The sequence below is a fragment of the Streptomyces sp. NBC_01445 genome (assembly GCF_035918235.1).
Classification (GTDB): domain Bacteria; phylum Actinomycetota; class Actinomycetes; order Streptomycetales; family Streptomycetaceae; genus Streptomyces.
The window spans coordinates 2,344,117-2,369,696 of the sequence record NZ_CP109485.1 but is presented as its reverse complement, the minus strand read 5'-3'; the positions used below and the strand labels follow the sequence as shown (position 1 = coordinate 2,369,696).

Below are 25,580 nucleotides of genomic sequence, written 5' to 3'. Positions count from 1 at the left end.
GTTCGTGGATCCGGAGATAGCCGCGCTGGCGGGTACAGCAGGCACAACCCTGGTCACTCTGTTGACGACCGAAGCGTGGCAACGAGCCCGAGACGGCATTGCCTCGTTGTGGCGCCGTGCTGAGCCAGATCGGGCCGAGGGGATATCCGCCGAGCTCGACGTGACCCGGACAGACCTGCTAGCTGCTCAGGCAGGCGGCGACCTCGAATCCCGGGACGAACTGGGTACAGAGTGGCAAGGCCGCATCCGGCGGCTACTCGTGACGCACCCCGACGAAGCTGAAGCGCTTCGCATGCTCATCAACGAGCTACAGCCGCTCGCGCCAGCCGTTACGTCTGTCTCGCAGCACGCCACCGCCTCCGGGCACGCCCGGGTGTACCAGGCGGGCCGCGACCAGAACTTCAACCAACGATGAGCGGCGGCAACGACGCGCAGGCCGACGGGCAAGGGCGCGTCTACCAAGCTTCAGGTGACCAGCACATCATCGAGCACCACCATCACAGCCCCGAGTGGTCGGGGCCGGACTCGGTACGTCACCCAGCCGTCGGCCGCGCCCCCGTGGCGCTCCGCGACCGCGTCGGAGAGATGGACCGGCTGCGGGCCGCGGTCGAGCCTGGCATCGGCAACCGCGTCTACGTCCTCCATGGCTTGGGAGGCTGCGGCAAGACTGCCGTGGCCTACACCCTCTTCCAACACGCCACCAACAACGTCGGCCGCGTCGGACTCTGGGTCAATGCCTCTGACCCAGCTTCTCTACGCGCCGGCATGCTCGCTGTCGCCGCTGACCGTGGCGCGACCGACGCGGAACTTACCGGTGCACGTAGTGGCCTGCGCCCCGCCGCCGACCTTGTCTGGCAGTACCTCGACCGCTCTGAGCAGCCATGGTTGCTGGTCCTCGACAACGCCGACACGCCTGCCGTCCTCCGTGACGGAGGATGGCTGCGCACCAGCCCCGCCGGCACCGTCATCGTCACAACGCGCCAGGCAGCAGCCCATTGGTGGCCGGGCGCCGAACTCCTCCAATTCGGCGTCCTTCCACGCGAAGACGCCGCTCGTGTCCTCCAGGACATCGCCCCGCATGCTGGAAGCATTGAGGAAGCGGCAGAGGTGGCCGACCGCCTGGGACGCCTTCCCCTGGCGCTCACCCTCGCCGGCGGATTCCTCGCCCACCAAGTCATTGACCCGTGGACCCTCGCCGACTACGGGCACGGACTCGACAACGGTGCTGGACTCCACCGCATCGAACTCATAGACCGGGGTGCTGAGACCCACAGCGATCCCCGGCGCCTATTGAGTCGTACCTGGCAACTCTCGCTGGACGCCCTCACCACACAAGGACTCCCCGATGCAACCCACCTGCTCCGCCTTCTCGCCTGCTTCGCGGGCGACCCGCTCCCCCTCAAGGTCCTCGCCCATGCCGAACTTGGCGCAGAGCTGAACCGTACCCGCGTCGAATCGGCCCTCCGAGGGCTGCTCGACCACTCTCTTGCCGAGCTCCTGCCAGCCCCCGCACGCTGCCTACGCGTCCACGGAATACTTCTTGACAGTGTTGCTCACGCAACCCCGCATAACCAGCGACAGCAACTCGCTTCGACAGCTGTCCATGTACTCAAAACCATGCTGCCAGAGGTACCCGAGCGTGGAGTGCAAGACCCTGCGGTGATAATGCTCGCTCCTCATGTCATTGCATTCCTACGGCGAGTAGTGAACTGGGAGACTGGACTACCCGCGGTGGAGGGAGCAGCCGAGTGCGCCCTCCGGCTCGTCATTGCCGTTCACAGGTCAGGGGACTATGCCTCGGCTCTCGCATTGGCTAATGAAGCCATCGAAATTTCCGCTCCCCGCCTGCAGGCCGAGAACGTGTTCATTCTTAGACTCCGCCAACGTGTGGGCGGCGCCCTCTGCCGCCTCGGACGATTCGAGGAGTCCAAGACCAAATATCAAAAGATACTTGAGGAATGCGAGGGGACACTCGGATCCGATGCTCCCGACACGCTCGAAACATGTTTACAGCTGGCGATACCGCTCTACAATCTTGGACGGGCCCAGGAATCGATTCCATTGATCAGACGGGCAGCGCAAGGCCGGGAGGAGACTCTTGGCAAGTCGCATCCACTCACACTCATCGCACGGGCGTGTCTCCTAGAGGTGGCTGGGAGCCCAGATATAGCTGGGCTCCCAGTGAGCGACGAGCTGCTTTCCACGGGGCCCGCACTGATTGCAGACTGCCGCAGCACACTCGGCGAGGATCATTCGCTAACGCTCGACGCTGAACTGAGCTACGCCTATGCGCTTATCAGCGCCGGCAGACCGATTGAGGCACTCCCTCATTCTCGTAAGGCTCTCGCCGGGTACGAGCAGACCTTCCCCCCGGACTACCCGGTGCTGCTCAGTGCACGACACAACCTCAGCCGCATCCTCAACGCCCTAGGCCAGCAGGCCGATGCGATCGAGCAAATAGAGATGGTTACAGAAGGGCGAATCCGAACCCTAGGCCCGACACACCCGTGGACCCTTACCGCCCAAAATCTTCTCAGTCAGTACAGAAACCCTTAAAGCCGGGACAGTTCCAACGCTGTAGCCTCTGAGCGCTTCCTCACTTATGCACCGCTTCTTGCCCAGGAACTTGTGCACGTTGGGAGCGATCACGCCTGACCGACGTCGGGGCGCCAATGACCAGCAATCGGGCGGCGGTTGGTGGCCGTTGTTGGTCGCCGTGGGTCGCCCTTCGACGGCTCACAGGCGGCCCGGCTCAGGAACCCGGCAGATTTGCAGTCCGCGCGGCTACCTGCCCACCACCAGCGAAAACGCCGTCGAACAACATCGCTGCCCCCAGGCCTGCCCCGGGCGCGGTGGCGCGTCGCCCCCTCGTGAGTTGAGCACTTCACTGTCGTCGACGAGGGACGGCCGAGCGGCCGAACGTGGCGGGCCAGGTTTACAGGCGCAGGATGACCAGGGCGGTGTCGTCGGTGGCGTCACCGGGTGGGAGCAGGTCCGTGAGCACGGCGTCGGCGAGAGCTTCGGGATCACCTGCCCGGTGGCGGGCCAGGGAGTCGGCGAGCCGGGCGAGGCCCGTGTCGATGTCTTCGCCGCGGCGTTCGATCAGACCGTCGGTGTAAAGCACGAGGACGGCGCCCTCGTGGAAGGCAGCGACAGCCTGGATCCGGGAGCCGTGTTGAGGACGAGCGGCCAGTGGCGGGTCGGTGGCCTGGTCCAGGAACTCGACGGTCCCGTCCCTCTGCAGGAGCACTGGTGGGGGGTGGCCGGCGCTGCTGTAGGTGATGGTGTGGTTCTCCCAGTCGATGAATGCCGTGGCCACGGTGGTGTTCTCGGCGCCGTCGATGGTGCGTGCGTACAGCCCGAGAACTTCCAGGGCGCGGGCGGGGCCTTCAGGATCGAGAGAGGCGGCGGTGAGGGCGCTGCGCAGTTGCCCCATGACGCAGGCCGCGGGCAGGCCGTGGCCGACGACGTCGCCGACGGCGACGGCGATGCGATCGCCAGGCAGGTCGACCAGGTCGTACCAGTCGCCGGCCACATTCAGCGCTTGGGCGGCGGGCCGGTAGCGAACGGCCGCCGAGTGCCGGCCGACCGTGCGAGGAGCGGGCAACATGGCTTCTTGCAAGGTCAGCGCGACGTCACGGGCGCGGATGAGTTCGGTGACGTCCTCCAGCCGATGCAGCAGCAGCGTCATCCGCCCATCGGGTCCGAATACGGGAATGTTGGTCACGTTGAAATACCGCTCGTGCCATACCCCGGGCTGGTCGTGGTCCTCCATGTCGACGCGCTGCAGCGCTACGGTGCTGCGCTCACCGGTGTCCACCGCCCGGCGCAGTGACGCCAGAACTCTGAGCAGGAGAGGCTCGGCGGAGTCGTTTTCGGGCTGGTCCTCAGGCAGAAAGCGACCGACCACTTGCTCGCGGGGGAGGCCCCGGAGGCGCAAGAACTCCGCGTTGGCGTCCGCGAAGATCAGCTGCGGAGTCACCAGCGCCACCGCCCCGGGCAGAGCCTGGAACACCGCCGCGTAGTCGACCGCCGGTTCTGCCATGATTTTCCCGCTCACCACGCCGCTGTCTGTCTTTTCACGATACGAGCAGAGAGCCACAGCTCGCATCATGATGTTGCAGGCCTAAGGGAAGCTACACACGAACGATGATCGATTGCTCATGCCAGTTACGCACTGTGTGGCGCTCTTGTCGTACGCGTCCTGGTGGCGTCGGATCCCGGTGTGATGCTCGGAGCTCCAGGCAGCCAGGTGCTCAATGGCGGACAGCAGGGAGGCGCCGAGGGAGTGAGTGGAGTACTCGACGCAGGGCGGCACCTCCGCATAGGCAGTGCGCTCGACAAGGCCGCTGCACTGAAGGCGCTTGAGGACGAGGGTGAGCATGCGCCGGGAGATGGCGGGAGGCGCGACAGGGGCCCACGATCATTGACCGTGGGCCCCTGTCGGTCGTTGGACGAAAAGCACCCCTGACCTGCGCTTACAGCACCGGCAGGTTCTTCCGCAGTTCGAACGCGGTGACCTCGGAGCGGTACTCCTCCCACTCCTGCTTCTTGTTGCGCGCAGGAATTGATGAGCGCCGCCGACCGCCTGCTGCGATCCAAGCTCGACCACTCCTGACCTGCGGGCACCGGGTCATTGATGGTCGTTGTCTGTCGTTGCGGGCCACCCGTTGACGGCCCGGGTTAGGCGGCCTTTCGAGGGTCGGCAGATTTACAGAGGGCTCCGCTTAGCGCCTCTCACCTGCTACTTCTCCGACGCTGAGCCCTAGTGGGCACACCTGGGGGATGAGCTACCAGCAGGAGGCGTCCTGCGGACGAGCCGCACCGCCGGTCTGAGATCAGGTGCGTAGAAGACGCATGGCCATGATGGACCCATCGGGCCGAATTGAGACGGGGCCCCACCCCTTCGCCGTGTGGTCGACGGGCCACTTGGCGCGCAGGGCATGGACAGCAGCTCGGTAGTCGCTCACTCGCCCATGGTGGAGATGCTCGTAGAGGTCCGCTGCGATCCCGGAGAATGCTTCGACACGATTGCCGTTGAGGCGAAAAACGTGATCAGTGCCTACGAAATCGATTCCGTGGACGTGGAGTCGCGCGTCCCGCACGCTGCCCGTGCCAGCTTGATTGTCGTGGCGGAAGTGGCGCCTTCCCTGCTCGTTGGTTAGGTACTGAGCCGTCGGCTTTCCACCGCCTGTGAACGCCATGAGCGTGGCCGCTTCCGCCCGGGCCAGCACGATGCTGAACCACGCGAAGGAGTCTGGTCGCACCTGGAACTCGGAGACAGTCCGCTCTCCACGTCGCTCACGAACCAGGTTCACTTCGGCTAGCTCGTTGCGGTCTTCCAGGACGAGGTCCAGGTCTGCAGGTTGCTCCCCTGAAGACGGGTAAAGGACAGTCTCTGCCGGCGCCTCCAGCAGGTGGACGACAAGGCTCTCCTCAGCAGGTATCTCGGTGCCGACCAGCAGGAACGGGACCGCGCCATGCGCTCCAACGTGCACCGATTCCACGTGGGCTGTCGCCGTGGCCAGTTGTATATGTACCTGACTCGACTTTCCGTGAGTCCCCTTGGAAGCAACGAGCAGGACTTTCGAGGGGTGTCCGGGGCGCCATGCCTCGACGAAGAAGTGCGGTCGCCGTTTGAGGGGCTCGGGGAGGGTTCCCTTGCCGGTGCTACGGAGGGCCCAGCCGGCCCTCAGCGCAATGTCCGCCGGGATCGCGGAGACCGAATGCTCGTTGGGACGCAGCCGATGGAACTTCCGGTTGACCAGGTCGTCGGCGGTGACGACGCCACGCAGTCGCTTCACTCGCACTGGTCCGGGCAGTCCGCGGATCCCGGCCTGTGTCATCAGCACCGAGACGGTCCTCGAGCACACTTGGAGTCCCATTCCCAGGGTGAGTTCGGCGTGGATGCGGCGGTAGCCGTAGGTGCCCCGTGAGGCGACGTGGACCTCCCGGATCAGCCCGGTCAGCCACTCCCGCCGTAACTGCCGCGGTGTGGTGGGGGTGCGATTGTGTTTGTAGTAGTTCTGCCGGGCGACGCCGAGGATCCGGCAGCATCGGTCGACCGGTGCCCCGGCATCGACGAGACGGTCGATCACCGGGTAGAGCCTTTTGGGGCCGGCTTGTCCTCGCCGAGGAACTTGGCGGCCTTGCGGACGATCTCAAGCTCGGTTTCCAACTCGCGGATCCGCCGCCGTGCTGCACGCAGCTCTGCGGACTCCTCCGAGACCCTGCCGGGCCGTCGGCTGTTGTCGACGTCGTCCTGACGCAACCACTTCGACAACGTGACCGGATGGATGCCGAGGTCAACGGCCGTCTGCTTGTGTTCTTTTCCTGCCCGCACCAGCGCGATGGCACGAGCGCGGAACTCAGCGGGGTAGGCGCGGGGCATGTCCGGCAGCCTTTCGCGAAGGCCGTCAGCTAGCCACCAAAACTGGAACCTGAGAGGTGGGGCAGGTCAGTCGTCCCAGGCGAAGCCATAGTGCCAGAAAGGTGACGGAAAACCATGCCCCCATTGCGGACACCCCGATGTCATGATCGGTTCACTGTCCGAGACAGAACAGGACCATGGGGGAGTGGATCAGGTTGTCTTTCGCAGAGGAATGGGCCCAGTTAAAGGCCGACGCACTGACGCGGCGGGCGACGGGCATGCAGATCGACCAGTTGCCGCCCGCGGCCGGTGGCGATGGGGGTGGGGGTGCCCCCGACACCGGGAGCCTGGTCGCGAAGACCGAGTCGATCAACGGCAATTCGAACCTGCTCATCGAGATCGCCGGCTTCCTTCAGGAAAGCCGGCCCGATGCCGAACTCACCACCATGGCGCGGGATCCGCGGGCGCACGAGGACGTGGCCGCGCAGGTGGCGCGGTTCTCCGCCTTCGCCGATGACCAGTACCTCGACGCGGTCGCCCTGTTCGCGGCGCTCTCCACGCGACTGCGGACCGCGGGCGGCCACTTCGTGAAGATCGAGGACGCCACGGCCCAGCACTTCCTCGACAACGTCCTGCACTACGGCCAGTACGTCGCCCCGGAGGCCCGATGAGCGGCGAGATCAGCCACCGTAAGGACGTCGAGTTCCTGGAGAACTGCAGCCCGCCCCTGGTCGAGCGGAACGCGGACGAGTACAAGCGCCTGCACGACATGCTCGCGGCCGTCGACCCGTCCGCGGAACGCGCCGAGAAGCACACCCGCTGGAAGAGCGAGGGAAGCGAGCACTACGAGACGCGCCTCGCCGAGAGCCGCAAGCTGCTCTCCCGGCTCGCCGAGGGCTACGCCAAGGCCGACAGCGCCCTGCGCAGCTACGCGTACGCGCTGACCACGGCGAAGTCGTACTACTCCAACGGCAAGGTCAACGAACAGGCCCCAATGCCGCGTAGTTAAGCCGGGATGGTAGCTGTCGAGTCTCGTGAACCCGCTGGTGGTTGGGGTGTCTTGACCCATTGGGGATGGAGTCGGTAGCGGCCATGACCTGACCTGATGAGGAACTTCTGCGTGATCCATTGCCCCATCTGCGCCGAGAGGCTGCGGATGTGGTCGATTTTGAGGGCGTCAGCGATCTGCCGGGGAGTCCAGTCCTGGCCGGGATCGGCTGCCGCCAGGAGTCGGAAGACGTGGGAGCGTCGATCGGTGTTCGCCGGGGACGGTGGCAGGGCTGTGGGCTGCTCGGTGGCGGCGAGGACGGTGATGTCCAGGCGGTTGAAGGAATGGCTGCTCAGTGGGCGGGTCTCGTTCTGTGTGGTGCCGTAGCGGGACATCGGACACTTCACCTTGCGGGCACTGATCCGGGGTCGGCGGGCCGGCAGCAGCCCGGCCAGGACAGCCCGGGCGATGCCGCCGCCGTCGCTGTCGTCGCCGGTGATGCCGCAAGCGTCGACGATCTGGTCGGCGGCGGCCTGCAGGGCGATGGTGAAGCTGGCCCGGTCGGGGTCGGTGCCCGGGCGGGACTCGGCCGCGTCACACATCGCTCGACGCAGGACCTGATGGACGGTGAGCCAGGCCCACAGTTCCTGTTCCAGACCGCAAGCGTCGCAGGAGCGCAAGACTCGGCCAGTGAGCAGGGTGTGCCGCAGGGCGAGGAAGGCCGACTCGACCTCCCAGCGCTCGTGATAGAGGCGGGCCAGTCGCTCAGCGGGGTCGGTGCTGTGGTCGAGCAGAGTGGTGATCAGCATGTAGTGGTCGCTGATCCGGGTGCCGTCGTCACAGGTGGCAGTGATGTCGACGTTGATGATGCGGAACGTCCGGTCCTGGAACCGGGTCAAGAACGAGCCGTCGGGCAGCGCGGTGAAGACGGTCGGCCGACGGCGGGAGTTGAGCCGGACCAGCAGTTGGGCGCCGGTGTCGGCGGTGTCGATGAGGAAGTCGTTCCCGGCGAAGGCGCGGTCGGCAAGCACCAGCATCGTGGCGTTCAGCAGGGGAAGGAGTCGGCGGGCGTAGTGGGTCTCGCCCTTGCTGGTGGGGCCGAAGACGGCGCCGAGCAGGCCGCGGGTGCCGGTCTCACACAGGGCCATCAGTCGCAGGTGCGGGTAGCCCTCCGGGCCGTAACCGGCGTTCAGGATCTTGCCCAGCCAGGCGCGGACGCGCGGCTGGTCGGGGGCCCGCAGCGAGCTGCAGCCGTCGAAGGCGACCGTGCGCCACTTCCGGTAGCACACCCCCGGGGTGCGGGGCTGGGCGATCGGGCCGGCCACGGTCTCGAACAGCATCTGCAGCGGCGCGGCTCCGATCCTGCGACGCAGGTCACGCAGGGCCTTCTCACAAGGCCGGACCGGAGCCAGCGGGCCCAGCCCGGCGACCAGTTTGCCCCACACCCCGAGGTAGCCGACGGCCGGGAAGACAGCCAGGGCCAGCACGAAGTACACCCCCACGCGGGAAGGCAGTAGACGCAACCTGCCCTGGACAGCCCGCGACCTCGCCAGCACGTCATCGACCAGCTCGAAGGGCAGATACTGCGTCAACTCCCCGAGATGCCCCGGTGCGAAGACGCCCCTCGCCACGGTGATGGTGCGGACGAAACTGGTCATGGCAGACTGCTCGGACAACGGGACCCCTGCTCAGCGTGAAGACCTTGGACGGCTTCACTGCTGTAGCAGAGGTCCCGTTCTCCATGCCCGCCCAGGCAAGACCCACCGAGCTGATCAAGTTGACGCCACCCGCGGCTTCTTAACTACGCGGCATTGGAACAGGCCCTGGCGAAGCTGATCCACACCAAGGGCACGGCGATCACCCGCGAGGCGCAGGAGGCGGAGCCGATGCGCCAGTGGGAGGACATGCGGGCTACCACCGGGGTCATGGACTTCTTCGCCGAGTTCACCATGGACGTCGACGACATCAAGGACGAGGCGAACCGGCTGCACGACGCCGCGGGCGGCGACTTCCACCTGGCGGAGACCACCGAGAAGGAGGCCCGGGACCTCTGCGTCCACGAGCTCAAGCAGGCCTACGACCTGCTGCCGGACTTCCGGATGGGCTTCATCGAACGCGTCGAGATCGTCTCAGCCATCCCGGAGCTGCAGAGGGAAGCCGCCGAGGCCCGATCGAACCCGCTGGCGCGGCTGGCGGGCAGTGGTCCGAAGCAGGACTACTACCCCGCCGCCGGTGACGCGATCGTCTCCCCGACGCTGCGCGACATCCGCCTCCAGGTCGCCAATCTCCCCGGGGCGAAGGACAGTTACTGGAATCCGCCGTCGGACAGCCAGGACCGGACCGAGTGGATCGCGGCGAACAAAGAGATCATCAAGGCCGCGGCGCGGAACTCGGGGCTGCCGCCGGACATGGTCGCCGGCATCGCTTGGCAGGAGGTCGGCGGACAGCCCGGCATCCTCGACGACCTCACGGACACCATCCGTGAGCAGGCCGACTCCCCGCTGAGCCCGATCACTCCGGAGAACCTGCCGTGGCGGCTCGGCGGCGACCCCGACAACACGTCCTTCGGCCCCATCGCCATCCAGGTGCGCCGCGGCGCGGAGGTCCTCGGCTACGACCCTGACCACCTCACCGACCAGCAGCGCGGCATGGTGGAGGAGGCTCTGCAGGACCCCGGGCAAAACGTGTTCATCGCCTCCGAGTACCTGGCCCAGCTGAAGGCGGAGAGCGAGTTCGCCGACGTACCGGCGGAGGAGATGACCCCGGCCCAGTACCAGGAGCTCGCCGCCCGCTACAACGGCGGCCCGTACTGGGAGGGCGACGACGCCCAGGCCTACGGGCGAGGGTTCACCAACAATCTGGACGACGCAAGGAACGCACTGCGCTGATGACAGACCCCGCCCGCCCTGCCGCTCGCGCACACCCCGACCGTCCCGCCCACCCGGACGACGACCGGGGCTGCCTGCGGGTGGTCCTCGCCCTGCCGTTCGCGGTGCTCACCCTCATCGCCGCGTACTTCTGCTGGATGGCCATGACCATCCGACCGTCCGGGAGTTGGGACGACGACGCCTACGGCGGCATCGTCCTGTCATGCGTCGTCACCATCGCGGCAGCCGGGTCGACCGGGGCTCTGTGGCTCCTGCCGCCCGTGCGGCGCGTCATGGGGTGGGCTTGGGTCTCACCCGCTCTGGTGTTGGGGGGCGCGGCAGCCGTGCGGTGGGGTGTCGGCGGCTGAGCGGGCCGGACCGGGCCATGCCTTGAGCTCGGTCCATGTCTTGTCGACGGCTTGTTCGGCCAGTGCGATGCGAGTGCCGGCCGTCTGCTGGCGTGTGTGGTCCCACGGTCCCTAGCGACACCCCGAGCAACGCTGCGATCTTGCGGTACGACACCGGCGGCTCCTGCCCTCGAAGATCGCGTACGACCTCCCGCCGCAGCTCACGGTGTGGCTGCGTATCGACGCCGAGGCCCGCCGCGCGGACGAGCTCGGGGCGGAGGCCGGGCGGAGGGGCGACGCGGTGACGACCCTTGCGGAGGACGTGCGGATCCTGCGGAAGCAGGTCAAGGCGGAAGGTGGGACGCCGGCGGCGCCGGATCCGTCCCGGGCGGTCGACGATCTACCGGACCGCGTCGGGGATCCCGTGCTCGTACGTGGCCCGCGAGGCCCGCAAGGCGCATCGGGGGAACCGGCGCCTACGATCACCCCTTCCCCGGGGCCGCAGGGTGCGCCTGGCGCCGACTCGACCGTGCCCGGCCCTTCCGGTCCTCCCGGGCCCGCGGGGCAGGACGGTAAGGACAGGACGGACGGGACGACGCAGTGCCCTGACGGCTACACGTGGCAGACCCCTGCCGACGACCCCGATGCGCTGACGTGCCGCCGGGCAGGAGCCCCGCCGCCGGAGCAACCGGACCCGGAGGACAGTACGCCGCCGACCGCGGCCGGCCTCGATCCGCAGCGACGCCAGTACGTCCGACCCCGAACGACACAGCCCCCTGCGTGGTCCTCGCGACCACGCAGGGGGCCTTTCGTCATGCCTCGGCTCGGTCCAGTGTGTCGATGGCTTTCACGATCAGGGCACGGGCGTCGGCCCCGTACACGGCCATGCTGCGCAGCTCGGAGAAGGCGCTCAGGTACTGGTCGATCTCTGACTGTTGTTTGATCCGCACCTGAGCCGTCACCAGCTCCACGGACACGAGCTTGTCGTCGTACACGTGGAACGTCTCGCGCGGCCACTGGCGCCGCTCGACAGTGTCCGAGGGAATGATGCCGAGCGAGACCCCGGGCAGGGCCCCGGCCGTCAGCAGATGGCCAAGCTGCGCGGCCATCGCCGCGGCGTCGCCGAGCTGGTAGTAGAGGCTCGCTTCCTCGACGACGAACAGGAAGCGGCGGCCCTGCTCGTGCAGAATCTTCGACCGGTCGATCCGGGCCTGCGCCGCCGCCGGGCTGTCATCGACTTCCAAGGCGTGTGACCGCGCGGAGATGTGCAGGATGCCGGCCGCGTAGCCGACGGTCTGCAGGAGCCCGGGGACGAGCGTCGCCGAGTACACGCGAAAGAGGTGCGAGTTGGTGAACAGGCGGCCGGTTGTGATCTGGAGCTGCTTGAGCCCGTGGCGGACGTGCTGTCGCCACTCGGTGTACATGGCCTCCGCGTCGATGGACTGCTCGACGAGGGCCGCGGCCTCACTGTCTGCCCCGCATGCAGCGCACCAGCGGCGGATGTCGTCGGGCGACGGCGGTGTCTGCGCCTTCTCCAGCCGGTAGGTCTTCGGGTGCGACCAGCCGCACCGCTTGGCCAGTTCAGGCCCTGTCAGCCCGGCGTCGGCGCGCAGTGCACGCAGCCTTGCGGCGACGCGCTCGCGGGCTCTCTGCGCGGACGACGAGGGGGATGTGGGCATGAACTGGCCTTACGACTTCCGCTAGTTGATCTCGTACTGGTCGTGTGGGATCGCGAGATCCCACACTGTCTCGAACGCCTCGGCGCACAGTTTCGCTTCGGCCGGGTCCTCGGACACCTCCGCGCCTGCGAACAGTCCGGCGCCGGTGAAGTGGTTCCACCGGATCAGGCGCCCATCGAACAACCAGAAGTCGTTCCCCGGCAGCGCAATCCCCGAGGCGCGCCGGCGAGGCAGCCAGCGCACCTGTTCGCCCGCGGCCACGTTGACGGCGGTGCCGCCGTGCTCGTAGCGGATGTAGTCGCTCACGGGTTCGGACACGATGCGCGCTCGCCGCACGGTCACGCCCCGGGCGATCGTCGCCTTGATCAGGTCCGTCCACGGCCCCCAGGCCTCCGACTGCGGGTCGACGTCCCGCACCCCGGTCTCCCGCCAGCGCGCGAAGTCGTCGGCTTCGTTCGTCACCCCGTAGGCGTCGCGCATCTCCAGGTGCACGGCGGAGTGCTGAGCGGTGCCGATGAGCTCAGGAAACGGCGGCGCGCTCAAGGGCATCGCAGGCCTCCCTCAGGATCGTCACCATCCGCGCGGGCACGCGCACGACAGCTTCATGGTCGGGGATCCCCACGGCATGCCCGGGGACCGTGAACGCGGCTGCTGCCGCCTCCAGTTCGGGCGACGGCTTCCAGCCCTGAATGACCAACTCTTGCTCTTTCTCGTCGACCCACACGGTGGGGCTCTCGCTCGTACCGGTGTTGGGGTCGATCCCGATGAAACGTAGTTCCACGTCAGCCTCCGAACTCGGAATGTGCATGGATGAACACCAACATCAACCCTGCGGGCTATCGAGTCAAGGACTCGAACTGGCCACTGACCTGCACAGAGTGAATCCGTGTACATCGGTGAACATTCCTGGAGGTAGCACACGCCGCAGTCCTAGCGTCGATGCACGCGGCAACGACCGCCGCTCGATGACGAGCGGGATAGCCCTGCGGAGGCGCCATGCCCACGACTCAACCCCGAGCTCTCGATGCTCCGGACAGAATCCCCGCCCTCCTCGGGGACGCCTTCTCGGCGTACCAGGACCGTCCGGACCCTCAGTCCAGGGAACTGCTCAGCCTGGAACTGCGGTCCGAGATCCGGCGGCTACTGCCCAAGGTCCAGGCCCAGATGGACAGCATCACCCCGCGCACACGAGCCTGGTACGCGCGGGACACGGCCATCGACGCGGCACGTGAGGAGCTCTCCAAGGGACTCAGCCCGAGCAGCCTCGCCGCGTGCCTCACCATCACCGAGCTCGGGCGCAGGCTCCGCGCTCTGGACGGGTTCGCCGGAGGCGAACGGTGAGCCACGAGGGCGTCCGGATCTGCTGGACGTGTCAGGAGCCGATCCGGCCGGGCGAGAAGACACGGAAGACTGACGTCTTCAGCGCGTCCGGGCCTGGCGCCACTGTGGAGTTCCACGCCCCGCTGTGCCCGGTCACTCCGCCCCCGTACCAGCGGGCGCCCGTCTCGCGCCGCCACTAGACCCCCGCCGCCGGGTGCCGAAGCTTGATCGGCGGTGGGACAGGGCGGGCCGCTCGTCGGCCGAGCAGTGGGAGCGGCCCGCCCAACATGAACTGCCTACCCCGTAGTCCCACGCCCCGTCCGGCGGACCTCCTCCCCGTCCCATCTGCCGCACCGCCCCTCCGCGGAAGGACCGCTCGTGCACCGACTGATCGCCAGCCCGTTCCTCAGTGACTACCTCCTCTTGCACCCCGGTCATCCCTCCGGCGTCCGTATCCCTGAGGCCCGCTACAACGAGCTACGCGCCCTCAGCGGGCCGGACGCCGCCCCGGTCTGGCTGCACGAAGCCGCCCGCCAGGCATGGGGGTTGACCCTGGACCGGCCCCCGGCTGCGGACCTCCTCGTGCGCGAGAGCTCCCGGTACGGGTACGCGAAAGCGTCGTGGGAGATCAACCTCGGCTGCGACTACGACTGCGAGTTCTGCTATCTCGGAGAGAAGCGGTTCGAGGGCCTCGACTGGCAGGGCAAACAGCAACTCCTCCGGACGATGCGCGACGCCGGCGTCCTGTGGCTGCAGATCACGGGCGGCGAGGCCCTCATCGACCGAGAGTTCGGCGCGGCCTACGAGTACGCCCATCGGCTGGGCATGATGGTGCAGGTCTCCTCGAACGGCTCGTCTTTGCGGAAGGCTCCGATGCGTGAGCTGTTCGCCCGGCACCGCCCGTACCGGCTCACCGTCAGCGTGTACGGGGCGACCGCGGAGACCTACGAGAAGGTCACCCGGAACCGCGGCTCGTTCGGCAGGTTCCTCGATGGCCTGGACGCCGCCCGTGCCGACGGGCTCCCGGTCCGGTTGAACGTGATCGTGTCGGACGACAACGCCCACGAGGTCGACGACATGGTGGCCCTGTGCCAGAAGTACGGCTTCTCGCATCAGGTGTTCACGAACATGTCGCCGACGATCGACGGCGAGGCCAACCCGCTCGCCTCCCAAGCCGAGGCCCACATGACGCCGCGCAGCGTGTTCACCGGCTGCAACGCGGGCCACACCTTCTTCCACGTCGACCCGCACGGCATCGCCTCGATCTGCAAGGTCGGCCGCGACCCGAGCGTGAACCTGATCACCGAGGGTCTGGATGCCCTCCCCCGACTCGGCCAGATCGCCGAGTCCCTACAACTCCGCACCGGTGGATGCTCCGGCTGCACAAAGGTCGGCACGTGCCGAACGTGCCGGCCGCTGGCCAAGCTCTACCAGGAGGCGGGGGATCGACGAGAGCTCTACTGCCAACACGGAGGTTACGGATCATGACACCGCCCACCGCTATCATCGTCCCGCCGCGCGAGCCCGTGATGCTCACCATCAGCACCCGGCCGCCCGGGCACGCGACCGCTACCCCGCTGCTCCTGCTAACCGCAACGCCGATCCGCGCGGACGAGTTCCAGATCATCGCCGATCTCGACGTGGCCGCCGAGGGCGCTAGGTGCTCCTGCTCGGCCGGCGACGACCAGCCCTACTAGAACCGCACCACGCACCACCATGCCGCCCTGGCCCGTACTCTGGCCGGGGCGGCATCCCCCCAATTTTCCGAGGATCAGCGCGTGTCCATCCCTCGCATCGCCTTCGAGCAGCTCCCCGCTGACACCCGCCGGGCTGTCGCCGAGAAGACGGGTGCCGTGCATCACACCGTGACGGTGTCCGGCGGCATGAACTCCGGCATCGCCTCCGTCCTCGACACAGACTCCGGCCCGGTGTTCGTCAAGGGCATCCCCGTCGACCACCATCAGGTCGACGCGCAGCGCCGCGAGGCCGCCATCGCCCCGCACCTGCCCGTCTCCTGCCCCCGCCTGTTCTGGCACCTGGAGGCCGCGGGGTGGAGCCTGCTCGGATATGAGGTCGTCGACGGGCGGCACGCCGACTACGCGCCCGGATCCCCGGACCTCCCACTCGTCCAGGCCGCGCTCGCCGAGCTACAGGCCGTGTGCGCGCCAGCCGACGTCGACATCAAGGAGGCCGCGGACCGGTGGAAGAACTATGCGCCGCCCGGAACGCTGCGCTACTTCGCCGGCGGGGCGCTGCTCCACACCGACTTCGCCCCTGACAACATCCTGATCACCGGCGGCCGGGCCCGCCTCGTCGACTGGGCGTGGCCGACGCGGGGCGCTGCATGGATCGATCCGGGGGCGCTGGCGCTGCGGCTCATGGATGCCGGCCACTCGGTTGGGGATGCGCTCAGGTTCGCCGACCGGTTCCCGTCGTGGCGCAACGCCGAGCCCGGCGCGCTCGCCGCGTTCGGGCTGGCCACGGCCGCGCTGTGGCGCGAGATCTCCGAGCAGTCGCCGACCGAGTGGAAGCAGGGGATGGCTCGCCACGCTGCCCTGCTCGCTGACCACCTGGCCGAGGGACGGTAGGCCAGACGAGGTCGCGGAGCGGGACGCCGAGCGCGTCGGCGATGCGGATCAGGTTGTCGACGTCTTGGTTACATGGGGATGCGGACTCCATGTGGATTCCGGAGACGACATCGGCCCCCTGGAGAGATCTCCAAGAGGCCGACGCAGGTCAACTGACCAGGGACATAGTTCCGGTGGGCGCGGACGGTTTCGAACCGCCGACATCTGCCTCGTAAGGGCGGAGGTGGTCGTCGACAGGTCCGCCCAGGTCACTTCGGTTGTAGCTGCAGCCCAGGTGAACGGCGCATCTCGACTGCGGCGGGCCGTCGTTGACCATGTTTGACCGCACGATGTGGCACGGCTGTGGCACGTTCCGAAACGGCCAAGCGCTTAGAAGAGACTGATCTTGTTTGGCAGAGTGGAGCCGCTGACCTGCGACAGAGCTCGAAACAGCTGCTCTGGGCCCAGGGCGCCACCGTGTATTCACCGGAAGGTGTTCCTCCGATGAGTAGTCGCTGCGTCCGGCAGAGCCCCACGCGCCGCTCGGACGCGAATAACACGACTCCTGCGAGAGCGAGTTCGACAGGTAGTCCTCCAACTCCCCTTGCGTTTCTCCTGAATCGGCGAAGTCGAGTGCCACACTGATGATGGCTTCGCTGCGGGGGTCACTCCGCAAGCCGTGCGAGCGCCGAAGGGCGCAGGCACGCGACAGGACTGGGAATCGCCTAGTACTGATCGTCTCGCACGTCTAGAGACTCGAGCGGCGCCAACTGTCGATCAAGAGAACGTGGGCGTGACCCCCTCGTCTTCTGCACCACGCAAGCCGTGGTCTGAGGAGGCGTGCAGTGGAGCCCCACGACGAGATCGAAGACGTACTTCCGCCGGACGCCCTGTTTTGGGCGATGGAGCCTTTCGGCCCGCCCATGGGCGAGGCCTCATGCAGCACTTGGGATCCGAAGCGGTTCCCCTCCCAGCAGGAGCAACAGGCCGCCTTCGACGGTGAGTCGACCATGCCGGAGCGAGATCTCCCACAGGCCCGGGCGATGTGCCGTACGTGCCTGCTGCTGGAGAGCTGTCGCCGCTACGCCCTCGACAGCCGGGACGAGCACGTCTTCTTGGCTGGGGAGACCGCCGAAGAACGGCGGAAGAAGTGGCGGAAGAGCGGTGAGATCACCAAGCGGCGGCGACGGGTGGACGCCCTGTACGCCTTGCGCGTGCCGACGGTGACCATGGCGCAGCTGCTCCAGCGCGACGAGAGCTCGATCCGCAGCGACCTGCGCGAGCTCGAGAAGCGCCGCCCGGACCTGCCTCCCACTGCCTGAGGGGGGGGCGGCCGCCGACGATTCACCAGCACCGTCGGCGGCCCCCGCTCGGGGCTCCTCTACGGAGTCACCGCGCACACCCAGACTGTTCACAGCACTTACGGAGGACACCGTGACCGCTCAGTACAACCTCGAGTACGAGGAGACGACGGAGGAAGTGGAGGAGCCGGACGACGCGCTCGACGCGGATGAGGAAACGGAGCAGGACAGCGCGGCGATCTGGTCACGGTTCGGCGACACCGACCTTCCCGCGTTGCCGAAAAAGGTGGCGGTGATTCGTGCCGCCAGGGCGGGTGAGGAGTCCGGGCTTCCCTCCGAGTTCGCCACCGCATTGGCCCACGCCGCTGTTGACCCCAGCGAGCTGAGGATTCTGCTGAGGCGTCCGACTCGCGTCAACATCGCCGGGGGCGTGATCGAGGCGATTGACCTCGACCTCTATGTGCCCGGACTGGTACCGCTGCCGACCAACAACCGCACCATGGAGAAGAGGGTGTATCCAGCGGCCGGCGCCGAGGGATTCTCGGGCCCGCTGACCGGACCCCGCTCAGCTCCGGGCGAGACCACCACGCTCTGGATCGAGGGCGAGGACGTCAGCCACGTGCAGGATGAGACGGAGCGGGCCCGAGAATTCATCCTGGCGAACAACAACCTGCGGGAGTCCATCGCCGCCCGTGGAATCGCCATGCCGGTGAACGTCGTCTTCTTCGAATTGGGACACCGCGACGGCGAACCTTCCATGCCCCTCCTAGGAACGGCGGACGGTTCCAGTCGCATCACGAACGCCCACCAGGTTTTGGGACTCACCGACCCTCAAACCCATTACCATTTTCCCACGAGCCGTAACGATTATCGACGCTTCATTGGATCCATCAGTGAGGCCGACCCCGCCGCGTTGCGTCCCGCCGCCCGCCGGCGACTAATCCGACAGCGCAACGCACTGATCACACCGGCCCGTGTGTTCCTCCGCTTCACCCCTACAAGGCAGGGATACGACTACGCGCGTGCAGTCAACGCCTTTGTAGGCATGCTCCATGTCGACCCTCCCCGGCCGTGGAGCCAAACGGGAAAGCTCGAGGCCATGGCCGAAGCGGTCCTGGAGGTGCTCCGCGGCGCTGACGTTCTCGACGACCCCGTCCACGACTACCTCGCGGGTCTTCTTACCCCGGAACAAGCTGAAGACAAGGGACTACCAGTCGAGCGAGACGAGCAAGCTGCTTTCGTCCTCGCCGCCCTGCTTCGCGAGCATCATCGAGGACTCGTCGAACGAGGTATCCGAGACGTAACCGCCAAGAAGAGCGTCAGCACCGGACGGCGAACCGACGTAATCGCGGAATTGGCCTTGCGGCCTACTCGGAGCGTCGCCACCACTCTGGAGGCGACGGACGCCGAGCGTCAGCGGTCGGAGCGGATGCGCGCCGCATACCTACGCTGCGCCCGACTTCCGCGATTTGGGACCGCAGAGTGGAAGGTGACCGGTAGGTCCCCCGAGGAACTGCTTGAAGCAGCTTTGGCGGAACTGCGCGGTGACCCCAGGGGCTCTCATCCCGACCCTGTCCGGTGGGTCAATCGGCTCGAATTGGCGGCCGTAGCTCAGTACCACCTCACGGCATGGGGCGGACTGCGGCGCGAAGCTATGGGCAACACCGGGGCGGACAAGCGCGGCCCGCAGCAGATCCTGGAAGCGATGCTTCGCGATGAGCAGGGCCTGCGGTTGCTCGCCCAGGCGATCGTCGATGGGCGCGATGGAACATACCCGCGACGCGTTACGGAGAGTGGAGACTTCCAGCGCGGTGTACGAGACGAGTATGGAAACTGGCACGAGGATCCCAAAGGTAAACCCATGCCGATCGAGGACGAGTGGCTGCGATACGAGGTTTACGCCACGGGCACCACTCTGCCGAGGCCCGTGACGCCCCCCAACGAAACCCCTCGGATGAAGGCGACGCGCCTGAAGAGCCAAATCATCCAGTACGTCGAACAGATCAACCTTGATGTTGATGAACTCGCCAACGTGGAGGAGGCTCAGGGTGGCCCTCTCCTCGACAAGGAGGGGTGGGCTAAGCCGAACGAACTGCTTAGCCACCTCATGAACGCCCACTCGCAGATCAGCTACTGGGCACGGGTCGCCGAGCGCCAGATGGCTCGCTCAAACGGATAGGACGACAGGGAGAGGGGCTCCCGGGATCCTCTCTCCCTACTCACGTTTTGCCGAGATCCCTTTGCCATGTCATCGTGGCGCAAAGTTCGCGGCGGCCAGATTAATCTATGAGCTGCGTAGCACCTTTATCGAAGCCTACGGGCAGGCCTCCCAGATCTACATCACGTCGCTCTTCCGAAGCTTAGTAGCCCCCTTACTCATCGCTGTTTTAGTCGTCTTCATCGTCGAAATCTTCAATATCGCTCCCTGTTACGACGCTGGTCGTTTGGGCGGCTCGCCAAGTTTCGGATTCCGCCGAGACGTCGAACGCGGTGTTTTCCTCAATGAAGGCATCTGGTCGATAGACTATAGGGCGCTTGTCCTTTTCTTTCTTGGTCGGGAGCGACCAGATAGCCTGGTACCTGCGTCCGCGCAGCTGCGCGAGTGCTTGGTCGCGATCAGTGCCAGGGGCCATAAGCGAAACGGTGATGCCTTCGTTAACGCGAAGCTCGATTTCGTTGCGGGTCAGGAGTCGGTTGCACAAGTAGTTAGCGGCACGCGGCCGGCCAGGATGCAGGGTGTCCCAGAAGGACCTGGGATTCGTGCGTGCTTCACCGGGGGGATTCGAACCGAAACCAGTAAGCAGTGTGTTTCACAGGACCGGACTATAGGCGCGCAGCAGTGCTCTTTCGCCCAAGACGATCCATACATCGTCCAGGAGTATGTAGCGTACGTCGAAATCTTCAACCGAGAGATTGTTCGCTTCACTGATGCTGGCCCGATGCTTGTCTATGCGCTTGTACAGCTTGGGTTTTCGCTCGTTTGGCGAGTCGCCGTAACTACTATTTCCCGCCTCAGCCTTGCCCACATAAAGCGGCACCAGCGTCTCGCTCAGATCCTGATAGATCGGCAGATTGCCCCGGTAGTAGAGCGCGTACAGGCCCGCTCCCGTGAACGGCTGTAAGCCGGCCAGCGCCACTCTGGGCTGGGCCTCCAACGCGCTGCGCAGGTTCTCGCTCATCTGGGCGAGTCCCAGCGGGTTGAACCGGCCGTACCGGTCGCCGGATGACGCATCCGAAGAAGAGATCGACATGCCGAAGATCCTAGAGACCCTGTGCTTGGACTGAGGGTTGAAAGTCGTGACGGCCTCCGTGCGGTGAGGACTGCTGGCAGTTCGCCACCCGGCACCGCAGTCGGCCCTTCCACCATGCGCACCGCGGACAGGTCAGTCCTGAGACGACGGACCTGCTTGTCGCGAGCCTCGTCGCTACTGAACTTGGTAAGGCGATGTCGGGTGATTGCCGTACAGGCGAGGGATGGGTCCGGTAGATGTGTGCGCGTGAACGACTCCACGCCCAGAGAGACCACCTCCGGGGAAGGCGAGCCCACCTCCTTCGTCGAGAAGACGAAGAACTGGTACGGGAAGCACAGGACGGCGATCCACGCCGCGTGCGGCGCGGTCGGCGGCGTGGCCGCGGCCATGGCCGTTGCGGTCGTGGTCTCCAGGCAGGCCATGGAGCAGAACGGCACCAAGGACACCGGGTCGGCCGCCGACTCTGTGGAGGAGGACGAGCGACGGAAACCGCCCGTTAGGCACTCGGTTTCCGGGTACACGAGGAGGCTCGCTGATGGCCGCGAAATTCCTGTGTCGGGTTATGAGCGGGGCGGCTCCTCGGAGGACGAGGACGAGGACGAGGACCCCGGCGAAGCCACAGCCTGAACGCGGACGAAGGTAATGCCGGCTGCCCCTGGTGGCTTCGACTTGTTGGTGATGGCCGCTTGAGCGGCCTCGGATGCCGTGTGTAAGCAGCGCAACTGGGCTTCGACCACCCCGACGTGCCGGTAGATGAGATCCCTTGATGGCCGCGAGGCAGCCGGACTTGCCATGTGTGAGACGCTCCCGCCGTCGCCGCCCGCAGGCCCCACGCCGGTCACTCCCTAGGCTCCATGGGGAGCCGTAGGGGGTCCAAGTCTCGGAGCGACGGCTTTGGCCGGTCCTCGGGCCACCGGATGACGAGGCTTTCGTCCTGGTGGAGGCGGGGCCGGAACACCCACGGGTTGGACTGCGGCAGGTCCAGGTCTAGGACGACGTGGTGTTCGCGGATATAGCGCTCGAAGGCCAGCGACTGGTGCAGTTGCTTCTCGGTGAGGGGGGCGCCGAGGTTACGGCGTATGAACACCCACAGCTTGTGGGCGAGCGAGAAGCGCGTGATCTCGTGGCGCTTGTAGTCGGCCCTGGGCCACGCCTGCGCGATGAGCGCCGAGGCAGCGTTGCTATGGGGCTTGCGCTCGATGCCCAGGCACGTGAGTCGCAGGTTCACGGCCTGGACGGTGCAGCCGTACATCGCGGCGATCTGCTTGTCGGTGAGGTTGTCACGGTAGTGGGCCAGGAGCTGGTCGTTGTCGGGGAGCTTCGTGATGTGGGTGGGTGTCCGCCTTGCGTGCTCGTGCGTCGGAGGTCATTCTCGCCCCGCCGTGACGGCGGCTTGGGCCCAGGGGCAGTCCACGACGATTCCTGGGTACCAGCAGTTGCGCTGGCAACACTTTGAGGATCGTGACCTCGGCAGTAACCACACTGCACGGAGCGGTAGTTCGGCCGACCAGTCGTCGAAGAAACCGCTGGTGAGGTCACCAACAGGAGTTGGTCACACAACAGTTGGGCCTGCCGGCCGCCCTTGACGAGTGAGACCAAGGAACTAATTTGATGTCAGGAATATTCGAAGCAGGCTCATATCCAGGGGGATTCGTGCCGCTCGTTGTCATCCAGCCCTCTTACGGCAACCCTGCCGCCCGTCGCCATTGGGGGGACACCCTCGACGCCCACGTCGACTTCACTACTCATCCTCGCGCCAGCTTCCTCGCCTCAGGCCAGCGCAAGCAACTGAATGAGTTCCACCCCAGCGGCGCCGCCCGTTTTTGGGGAGCAACCAGCGTGCAGGACGCGAAGATGGACCGCCTCCACGCCGGAGACATCGTCCTCTTCACCGGCAAAAACCACGTACGCGGCATTGGCGAGATCGGTGCGCTCTTCCGGAATGCCCAGTTCGCCAACAGCATGTGGACCGAAGACCCCACCAAAGGCAGCTGGCACAACGTCTACAGCCTGCTCTCCTTTGCTCCTACCGCGATCCCTTACGAGGAGATATGGGCCCTGCCCGGCTTCAATGTCGGCGACAACTTCATGGGCTTGCGCATCCTGGATCCCGAGAAGGCCACCACCATCCTCGATGGCCTCGGCATCGAGGCACAGGTGGATGCCGAACTCGGCCGGCAGCTACAGGAGCCGGTTGCACGAGCGCTGCGCACCCACACGGACATCGTGGACGGCGAGGCTCTTCGCACGCAGACCACGCGATACACGCTCACGGAGCGCGAACTGGTCGTCCACCGTACCGAGGCGCTCCTCCTCCAGGAATACACCGACTCGCTCGGCATTGAACAGCCTCAGCGACTCCGCACGCCGGCTGGCATCACCGACTTGCACCTGACGCGGCCGGACGGTAGCGAAGTCGTAGAAGCCAAGCGGTCTAGCACCCGCCGGTTCGTACGAGAAGCCCTGGCACAACTCCTGGACTACGCCCCTCACACGCCCGAGCCAGCCACACGCCTAACGGCCTTGTTCCCTACACGCCCGGCCGATCAGGACCTGGACCTGCTCCACCGCTACGGCATCGACTGCGTCTACCGCACCCATCCCCACACCTTCGACCGTGCGCCCGCGGCCCAGGAGGTACGAGCCGGTATGACACCGTTCTGGCAACGAGAACGGCTGCCGAACTAGATTCGGTGACTTGGAGCGGCAGCCTCATCACCCCCTTAAAGTGATGAGGCTGCCCTGTCTCCGCAGGGCGCGAATCGGCATCAACACGTACGCCGGGGTCGTTGTGGTAGACCGGCAGATTTACAGCGGGCCGGTTCGTGAACGGCTGACCTGGAGAAATCCACGGCTGAAGGTCTCCGGGGGGACATGTGGGGGAATCCGCCCCATCCCCTGAGCACTGGGTGACGTCTGTTGCCGTCAACACCCCGCGCTCCTAGGGCCTGTCTGGAGTCGTGATCAATGCGGTCCGTTTCGGACCCGAGCGTCACGCCCGACTGTTCCTCACTGCTGGCGCGCCTAGGCCTCGTCGCCTCGGGACGCCTCAGTGGGAATGCGAGCCCTGAGCTTGGGAAGCTCGGGTTTCTTGGCGGCGGTTGCTGCGCTGACCTGCGGCGGAGTGGTGCTGGAGTCCTGGTCGCACCCGGGGCGAGTTCCCACTGATTCCCCGCAGGATCTGGCACGCGAATGGCAGGGTGCCTTCGCCTCGAACGATCCTTGGCGGAGCTGGGCCCAGGAGTGTCTGAGCCTCAGCCGACGACAGTCCGCCACGATGGCGGGTCAGCCGACCGCGCCGGCGCGCGTGTGCCTCGCTATACCCCTACCGGCCTAAGCCACGCTGTCCGCCGTCGACCAGAGCAAGGCTCGACGGCGGATGCGATGGGTCGCACCTAGCGTGATGACCTCTTCGCCGCGAAGCAACCTGAGTGAGGATGCTGCCTTGGTCTGTGACGCCTCTCACCTGCGCTGATGGTCCGCAGACGTTCGCGCTGGCGGCCCAGCGCCCGACGGTGGTCACGGCGCATCAGCGTCGCTCGGCGAAGGCCCCGCAGCGGGGTAGGCAGTCGCCAGCCGGGCGTAAGCGGTTGTTGTCGCCAACTGGGCCAGCCGGGCGGTACCTTCAGCAACTCGGTGTCGAGTACGGGGAAGGGGAGGGGCAGCATGTCGAGGGGCAAGCAGATGTTGCGCGAGCTCGGCCACGCGGTACGAGAGGAGGCCAAGGAGAGCGGACGCGCCTATTACTTCAGTGTGTACGATCGCGGCTTTGACGAGGCGGCTCAGACCTGCCTGGGTGTCCTGTCCGATGCCATGGACGAGTTGTTGGCGAGGATGAAGTCCGGAAACCTGTCCGAGCAAGAACAGGTGCTGTATGCGCGGCTGACTGAACTGAGGGCTGAAATGGACGAACGCCTCCGGAACGCCTGCCAAGAAGAGCCGACAGGAGACGCCCTGCCGCAGCCGTCCGGCGCCAGACCTGGCCAGCCAACAAGACTGTCCTGAGGCTCACTTTTGAGGATCGGCCCCGTACGTCACGACGTCCGGCACGCCGAGAGCCATGCCGGTGATGCAGCCCTTGTTCCATGCGTCGCGCTCGTCGCCATCCAGGCCGTCAGGGAGCGATTCTGCGCACTCCCGCTGTCCCACGGAGGCGGGGTACCGGGTGTCGGGGCCGCCAGGGCGGGTGCACATGTCCTGCCGGGCGGCCGCCTCCCCGCCGGTCGTGCAGTACGTGAAGTTGTTGTCGAGGACCCGCTTCGCGTAGTCCGTCGCCGTCTGCTCGCCGAACCGGTAGCCGTCCCAGTACCTCCCGGCCTTGTCCTCCTCGGTGGTGCAGCCGGCCAGCGCGAGAGCGGCGAGGGCGAGCAGTATGAAGGTGCGTCGCATGCGCCGGAGCATACGAGAAGTACCCCGCCCCCCGGGAGGATTCGAACCTGCGACACCCGCTTTAGGAGTTCGCTCCAACTCGACCTTGGCTGGGCCCAATTGCCCGCACAGGACCCATCTGCATGCGCCCAAAGCTGCGGCTGTGCGTGGGCGTTGATGTCAGCGTTGGATGTCAGCGGAACAGTTCCGGCAGGACAGATCGGCACACGTGTCGCTGGGGCACCTGCGTCCAGGTGGCGAGAAGGGCCCCATCTTGCCTGACGGCTACCCCAAGGGGGAAACCCGTTAGGTCAGGGGTCCATGACCTGGCGGTTCCTGGTGCGCCTCGGTAGCTGACCTGTCACTGGTTGTCGACGTCGGTCACCATTGGGCCCCTTTGCACGGCCCACAGACGGCCCAGGAACGGAGCGCTGCAGCGCTCGCAGGGCGCCTGGGGCTCGGTCACCAGCAGTGCTCCACGCTTCCGCGCTCATGCTCCGAGAACGGAGAAACCCCTGCCCA

At 66.5% G+C, this 25,580-nt stretch carries 23 protein-coding genes and 3 pseudogenes; 15 read left to right on the top strand and 11 right to left on the bottom strand.

The window, feature by feature from the left end; genetic code table 11:
- Window positions 1-4 precede the first annotated feature (4 nt).
- Together OG574_RS11010 and OG574_RS11005 are read left to right on the top strand one after the other, a co-directional pair.
- Window positions 5-415, top strand: coding sequence for a hypothetical protein (locus tag OG574_RS11010; protein WP_326773038.1), 411 nt, complete (start codon window positions 5-7; stop codon window positions 413-415).
- Window positions 412-2,556 carry a tetratricopeptide repeat protein gene (locus OG574_RS11005; RefSeq protein ID WP_326773037.1) on the top strand — a complete coding sequence of 715 codons (2,145 nt, stop codon included), beginning with the start codon at window positions 412-414 and terminating at the stop codon, window positions 2,554-2,556. Before OG574_RS11010 ends, OG574_RS11005 begins: the two co-directional genes overlap by 4 nt.
- Window positions 2,557-2,935: 379 nt before the next feature.
- On the opposite strand, the gene OG574_RS11000 is transcribed toward OG574_RS11005, so the two are convergent.
- The 4 genes and pseudogenes from OG574_RS11000 to OG574_RS10995 all read right to left on the bottom strand — a co-directional run.
- The gene (locus tag OG574_RS11000) at window positions 2,936-4,045 is read right to left on the bottom strand and encodes a PP2C family protein-serine/threonine phosphatase (RefSeq protein ID WP_326773036.1); all 1,110 of its coding nucleotides are present in this window, start codon (window positions 4,043-4,045) and stop codon (window positions 2,936-2,938) included.
- An 81-nt stretch (window positions 4,046-4,126) separates the two neighbouring features.
- Window positions 4,127-4,396 carry a winged helix-turn-helix transcriptional regulator gene (locus OG574_RS52735; protein ID WP_442816921.1) on the bottom strand — a complete coding sequence of 90 codons (270 nt, stop codon included), beginning with the start codon at window positions 4,394-4,396 and terminating at the stop codon, window positions 4,127-4,129.
- 82 nt (window positions 4,397-4,478) lie between these two features.
- Window positions 4,479-4,559 (bottom strand): annotated as a pseudogene (locus OG574_RS52730) (glutamine synthetase); the annotation flags it as partial.
- A 1,152-nt stretch (window positions 4,560-5,711) separates the two neighbouring features.
- A pseudogene (locus tag OG574_RS10995) lies at window positions 5,712-6,391 on the bottom strand (transposase); the annotation flags it as partial.
- Window positions 6,392-6,585: 194 nt separating this feature from the next.
- Here OG574_RS10995 and OG574_RS10990 point away from each other — a divergent pair.
- Both OG574_RS10990 and OG574_RS10985 read left to right on the top strand, forming a co-directional pair.
- Complete coding sequence (locus OG574_RS10990) at window positions 6,586-7,041, top strand: hypothetical protein (protein ID WP_326773035.1); 456 nt, start codon at window positions 6,586-6,588, stop codon at window positions 7,039-7,041.
- Window positions 7,038-7,379, top strand: a complete 342-nt coding sequence (locus OG574_RS10985; RefSeq protein WP_326773034.1) for a hypothetical protein — start codon at window positions 7,038-7,040, stop codon at window positions 7,377-7,379. Before OG574_RS10990 ends, OG574_RS10985 begins: the two co-directional genes overlap by 4 nt.
- Here the strand turns inward: OG574_RS10985 and OG574_RS10980 are convergent.
- Window positions 7,376-9,034, bottom strand: coding sequence for an IS4 family transposase (locus OG574_RS10980; protein ID WP_442816811.1), 1,659 nt, complete (start codon window positions 9,032-9,034; stop codon window positions 7,376-7,378). The two genes, OG574_RS10985 and OG574_RS10980, sit on opposite strands and share 4 nt — an antisense overlap.
- A gap of 135 nt (window positions 9,035-9,169) precedes the next feature.
- Between OG574_RS10980 and OG574_RS10975 the strand changes: the two genes are divergently transcribed.
- A complete protein-coding gene (locus OG574_RS10975) occupies window positions 9,170-10,246 on the top strand; it encodes a hypothetical protein (RefSeq protein ID WP_326773032.1) in 1,077 nt (358 codons plus the stop codon).
- Entirely contained in the window at window positions 10,246-10,593 is a 348-nt protein-coding gene (locus tag OG574_RS10970) for a hypothetical protein (RefSeq protein ID WP_326773031.1), read from the top strand. Before OG574_RS10975 ends, OG574_RS10970 begins: the two co-directional genes overlap by 1 nt.
- Before the next feature lie 791 nt (window positions 10,594-11,384).
- Here OG574_RS10970 and OG574_RS10965 read toward each other — a convergent pair.
- Genes OG574_RS10965 through OG574_RS10955 form a run of 3 tightly spaced genes read right to left on the bottom strand, consistent with a single transcriptional unit; the run spans window position 11,385 to window position 13,032 of the window.
- A complete protein-coding gene (locus OG574_RS10965) occupies window positions 11,385-12,251 on the bottom strand; it encodes a helix-turn-helix domain-containing protein (protein WP_326773030.1) in 867 nt (288 codons plus the stop codon).
- A 21-nt stretch (window positions 12,252-12,272) separates the two neighbouring features.
- Window positions 12,273-12,800, bottom strand: coding sequence for a DUF6879 family protein (locus OG574_RS10960; protein ID WP_326773029.1), 528 nt, complete (start codon window positions 12,798-12,800; stop codon window positions 12,273-12,275).
- The gene (locus OG574_RS10955; protein WP_326773028.1) at window positions 12,772-13,032 is read right to left on the bottom strand and encodes a hypothetical protein; all 261 of its coding nucleotides are present in this window, start codon (window positions 13,030-13,032) and stop codon (window positions 12,772-12,774) included. Before OG574_RS10955 ends, OG574_RS10960 begins: the two co-directional genes overlap by 29 nt.
- Window positions 13,033-13,247: 215 nt before the next feature.
- Here OG574_RS10955 and OG574_RS10950 point away from each other — a divergent pair, with 215 nt between their 5' ends.
- The 6 genes from OG574_RS10950 (at window position 13,248) to OG574_RS10925 (ending at window position 19,618) form a co-directional block, all read left to right on the top strand.
- Window positions 13,248-13,592 (top strand): DUF6415 family natural product biosynthesis protein, encoded by a 345-nt coding sequence (locus tag OG574_RS10950; RefSeq protein ID WP_326773027.1) that lies wholly within the window; start codon window positions 13,248-13,250, stop codon window positions 13,590-13,592.
- 357 nt (window positions 13,593-13,949) lie between these two features.
- Window positions 13,950-15,059 (top strand): radical SAM protein, encoded by a 1,110-nt coding sequence (locus OG574_RS10945; RefSeq protein WP_442816810.1) that lies wholly within the window; start codon window positions 13,950-13,952, stop codon window positions 15,057-15,059.
- A complete protein-coding gene (locus tag OG574_RS10940) occupies window positions 15,056-15,268 on the top strand; it encodes a hypothetical protein (RefSeq protein WP_326773026.1) in 213 nt (70 codons plus the stop codon). Before OG574_RS10945 ends, OG574_RS10940 begins: the two co-directional genes overlap by 4 nt.
- Window positions 15,269-15,349: 81 nt before the next feature.
- Window positions 15,350-16,159 (top strand): aminoglycoside phosphotransferase, encoded by an 810-nt coding sequence (locus OG574_RS10935; RefSeq protein WP_326773025.1) that lies wholly within the window; start codon window positions 15,350-15,352, stop codon window positions 16,157-16,159.
- Between the two features lie 824 nt (window positions 16,160-16,983).
- Entirely contained in the window at window positions 16,984-17,460 is a 477-nt protein-coding gene (locus tag OG574_RS10930) for a WhiB family transcriptional regulator (protein ID WP_326773024.1), read from the top strand.
- Between the two features lie 112 nt (window positions 17,461-17,572).
- On the top strand, window positions 17,573-19,618 hold the full coding sequence (locus OG574_RS10925; RefSeq protein WP_326773023.1) for a hypothetical protein: 2,046 nt from the start codon (window positions 17,573-17,575) through the stop codon (window positions 19,616-19,618).
- Window positions 19,619-19,826: 208 nt separating this feature from the next.
- On the opposite strand, the pseudogene OG574_RS10920 reads toward OG574_RS10925, so the two are convergent.
- Window positions 19,827-20,618, bottom strand: a pseudogene (locus tag OG574_RS10920) (Eco29kI family restriction endonuclease).
- A 318-nt stretch (window positions 20,619-20,936) separates the two neighbouring features.
- Between OG574_RS10920 and OG574_RS10915 the strand changes: the two are divergent.
- Window positions 20,937-21,317, top strand: coding sequence for a hypothetical protein (locus OG574_RS10915; RefSeq protein ID WP_326773022.1), 381 nt, complete (start codon window positions 20,937-20,939; stop codon window positions 21,315-21,317).
- 211 nt (window positions 21,318-21,528) lie between these two features.
- On the opposite strand, the gene OG574_RS10910 is transcribed toward OG574_RS10915, so the two are convergent.
- Window positions 21,529-21,918 (bottom strand): hypothetical protein, encoded by a 390-nt coding sequence (locus OG574_RS10910; RefSeq protein WP_326773021.1) that lies wholly within the window; start codon window positions 21,916-21,918, stop codon window positions 21,529-21,531.
- 425 nt (window positions 21,919-22,343) lie between these two features.
- On the opposite strand from OG574_RS10910, the gene OG574_RS10905 reads away from it, so the two are divergent.
- Window positions 22,344-23,378: a hypothetical protein gene (locus OG574_RS10905; RefSeq protein ID WP_326773020.1), complete on the top strand. Its 1,035-nt coding sequence runs from the start codon at window positions 22,344-22,346 to the stop codon at window positions 23,376-23,378.
- A 978-nt stretch (window positions 23,379-24,356) separates the two neighbouring features.
- Window positions 24,357-24,695: a hypothetical protein gene (locus tag OG574_RS10900; RefSeq protein WP_326773019.1), complete on the top strand. Its 339-nt coding sequence runs from the start codon at window positions 24,357-24,359 to the stop codon at window positions 24,693-24,695.
- Between the two features lie 3 nt (window positions 24,696-24,698).
- Here OG574_RS10900 and OG574_RS10895 read toward each other — a convergent pair whose 3' ends face one another.
- Complete coding sequence (locus OG574_RS10895; protein WP_326773018.1) at window positions 24,699-25,079, bottom strand: hypothetical protein; 381 nt, start codon at window positions 25,077-25,079, stop codon at window positions 24,699-24,701.
- Between the last annotated feature and the right edge of the window lie 501 nt (window positions 25,080-25,580).

What these genes read in the sequence shown, in the direction of transcription:
- OG574_RS10960 (WP_326773029.1), bottom strand. Translation starts at nt 12,800, where the DNA reads ATGCCCTTGAGCGCGCCGCCGTTTCCTGAGCTCATCGGCACCGCTCAG.
- OG574_RS11005 (WP_326773037.1), top strand. Translation starts at nt 412, where the DNA reads ATGAGCGGCGGCAACGACGCGCAGGCCGACGGGCAAGGGCGCGTCTAC.
- OG574_RS10940 (WP_326773026.1), top strand. Translation starts at nt 15,056, where the DNA reads ATGACACCGCCCACCGCTATCATCGTCCCGCCGCGCGAGCCCGTGATG.
- OG574_RS10965 (WP_326773030.1), bottom strand. Translation starts at nt 12,251, where the DNA reads ATGCCCACATCCCCCTCGTCGTCCGCGCAGAGAGCCCGCGAGCGCGTC.
- OG574_RS10895 (WP_326773018.1), bottom strand. Translation starts at nt 25,079, where the DNA reads ATGCGACGCACCTTCATACTGCTCGCCCTCGCCGCTCTCGCGCTGGCC.
- OG574_RS10950 (WP_326773027.1), top strand. Translation starts at nt 13,248, where the DNA reads ATGCCCACGACTCAACCCCGAGCTCTCGATGCTCCGGACAGAATCCCC.
- OG574_RS10970 (WP_326773031.1), top strand. Translation starts at nt 10,246, where the DNA reads ATGACAGACCCCGCCCGCCCTGCCGCTCGCGCACACCCCGACCGTCCC.
- OG574_RS11000 (WP_326773036.1), bottom strand. Translation starts at nt 4,045, where the DNA reads ATGGCAGAACCGGCGGTCGACTACGCGGCGGTGTTCCAGGCTCTGCCC.
- OG574_RS10985 (WP_326773034.1), top strand. Translation starts at nt 7,038, where the DNA reads ATGAGCGGCGAGATCAGCCACCGTAAGGACGTCGAGTTCCTGGAGAAC.
- OG574_RS10900 (WP_326773019.1), top strand. Translation starts at nt 24,357, where the DNA reads ATGTCGAGGGGCAAGCAGATGTTGCGCGAGCTCGGCCACGCGGTACGA.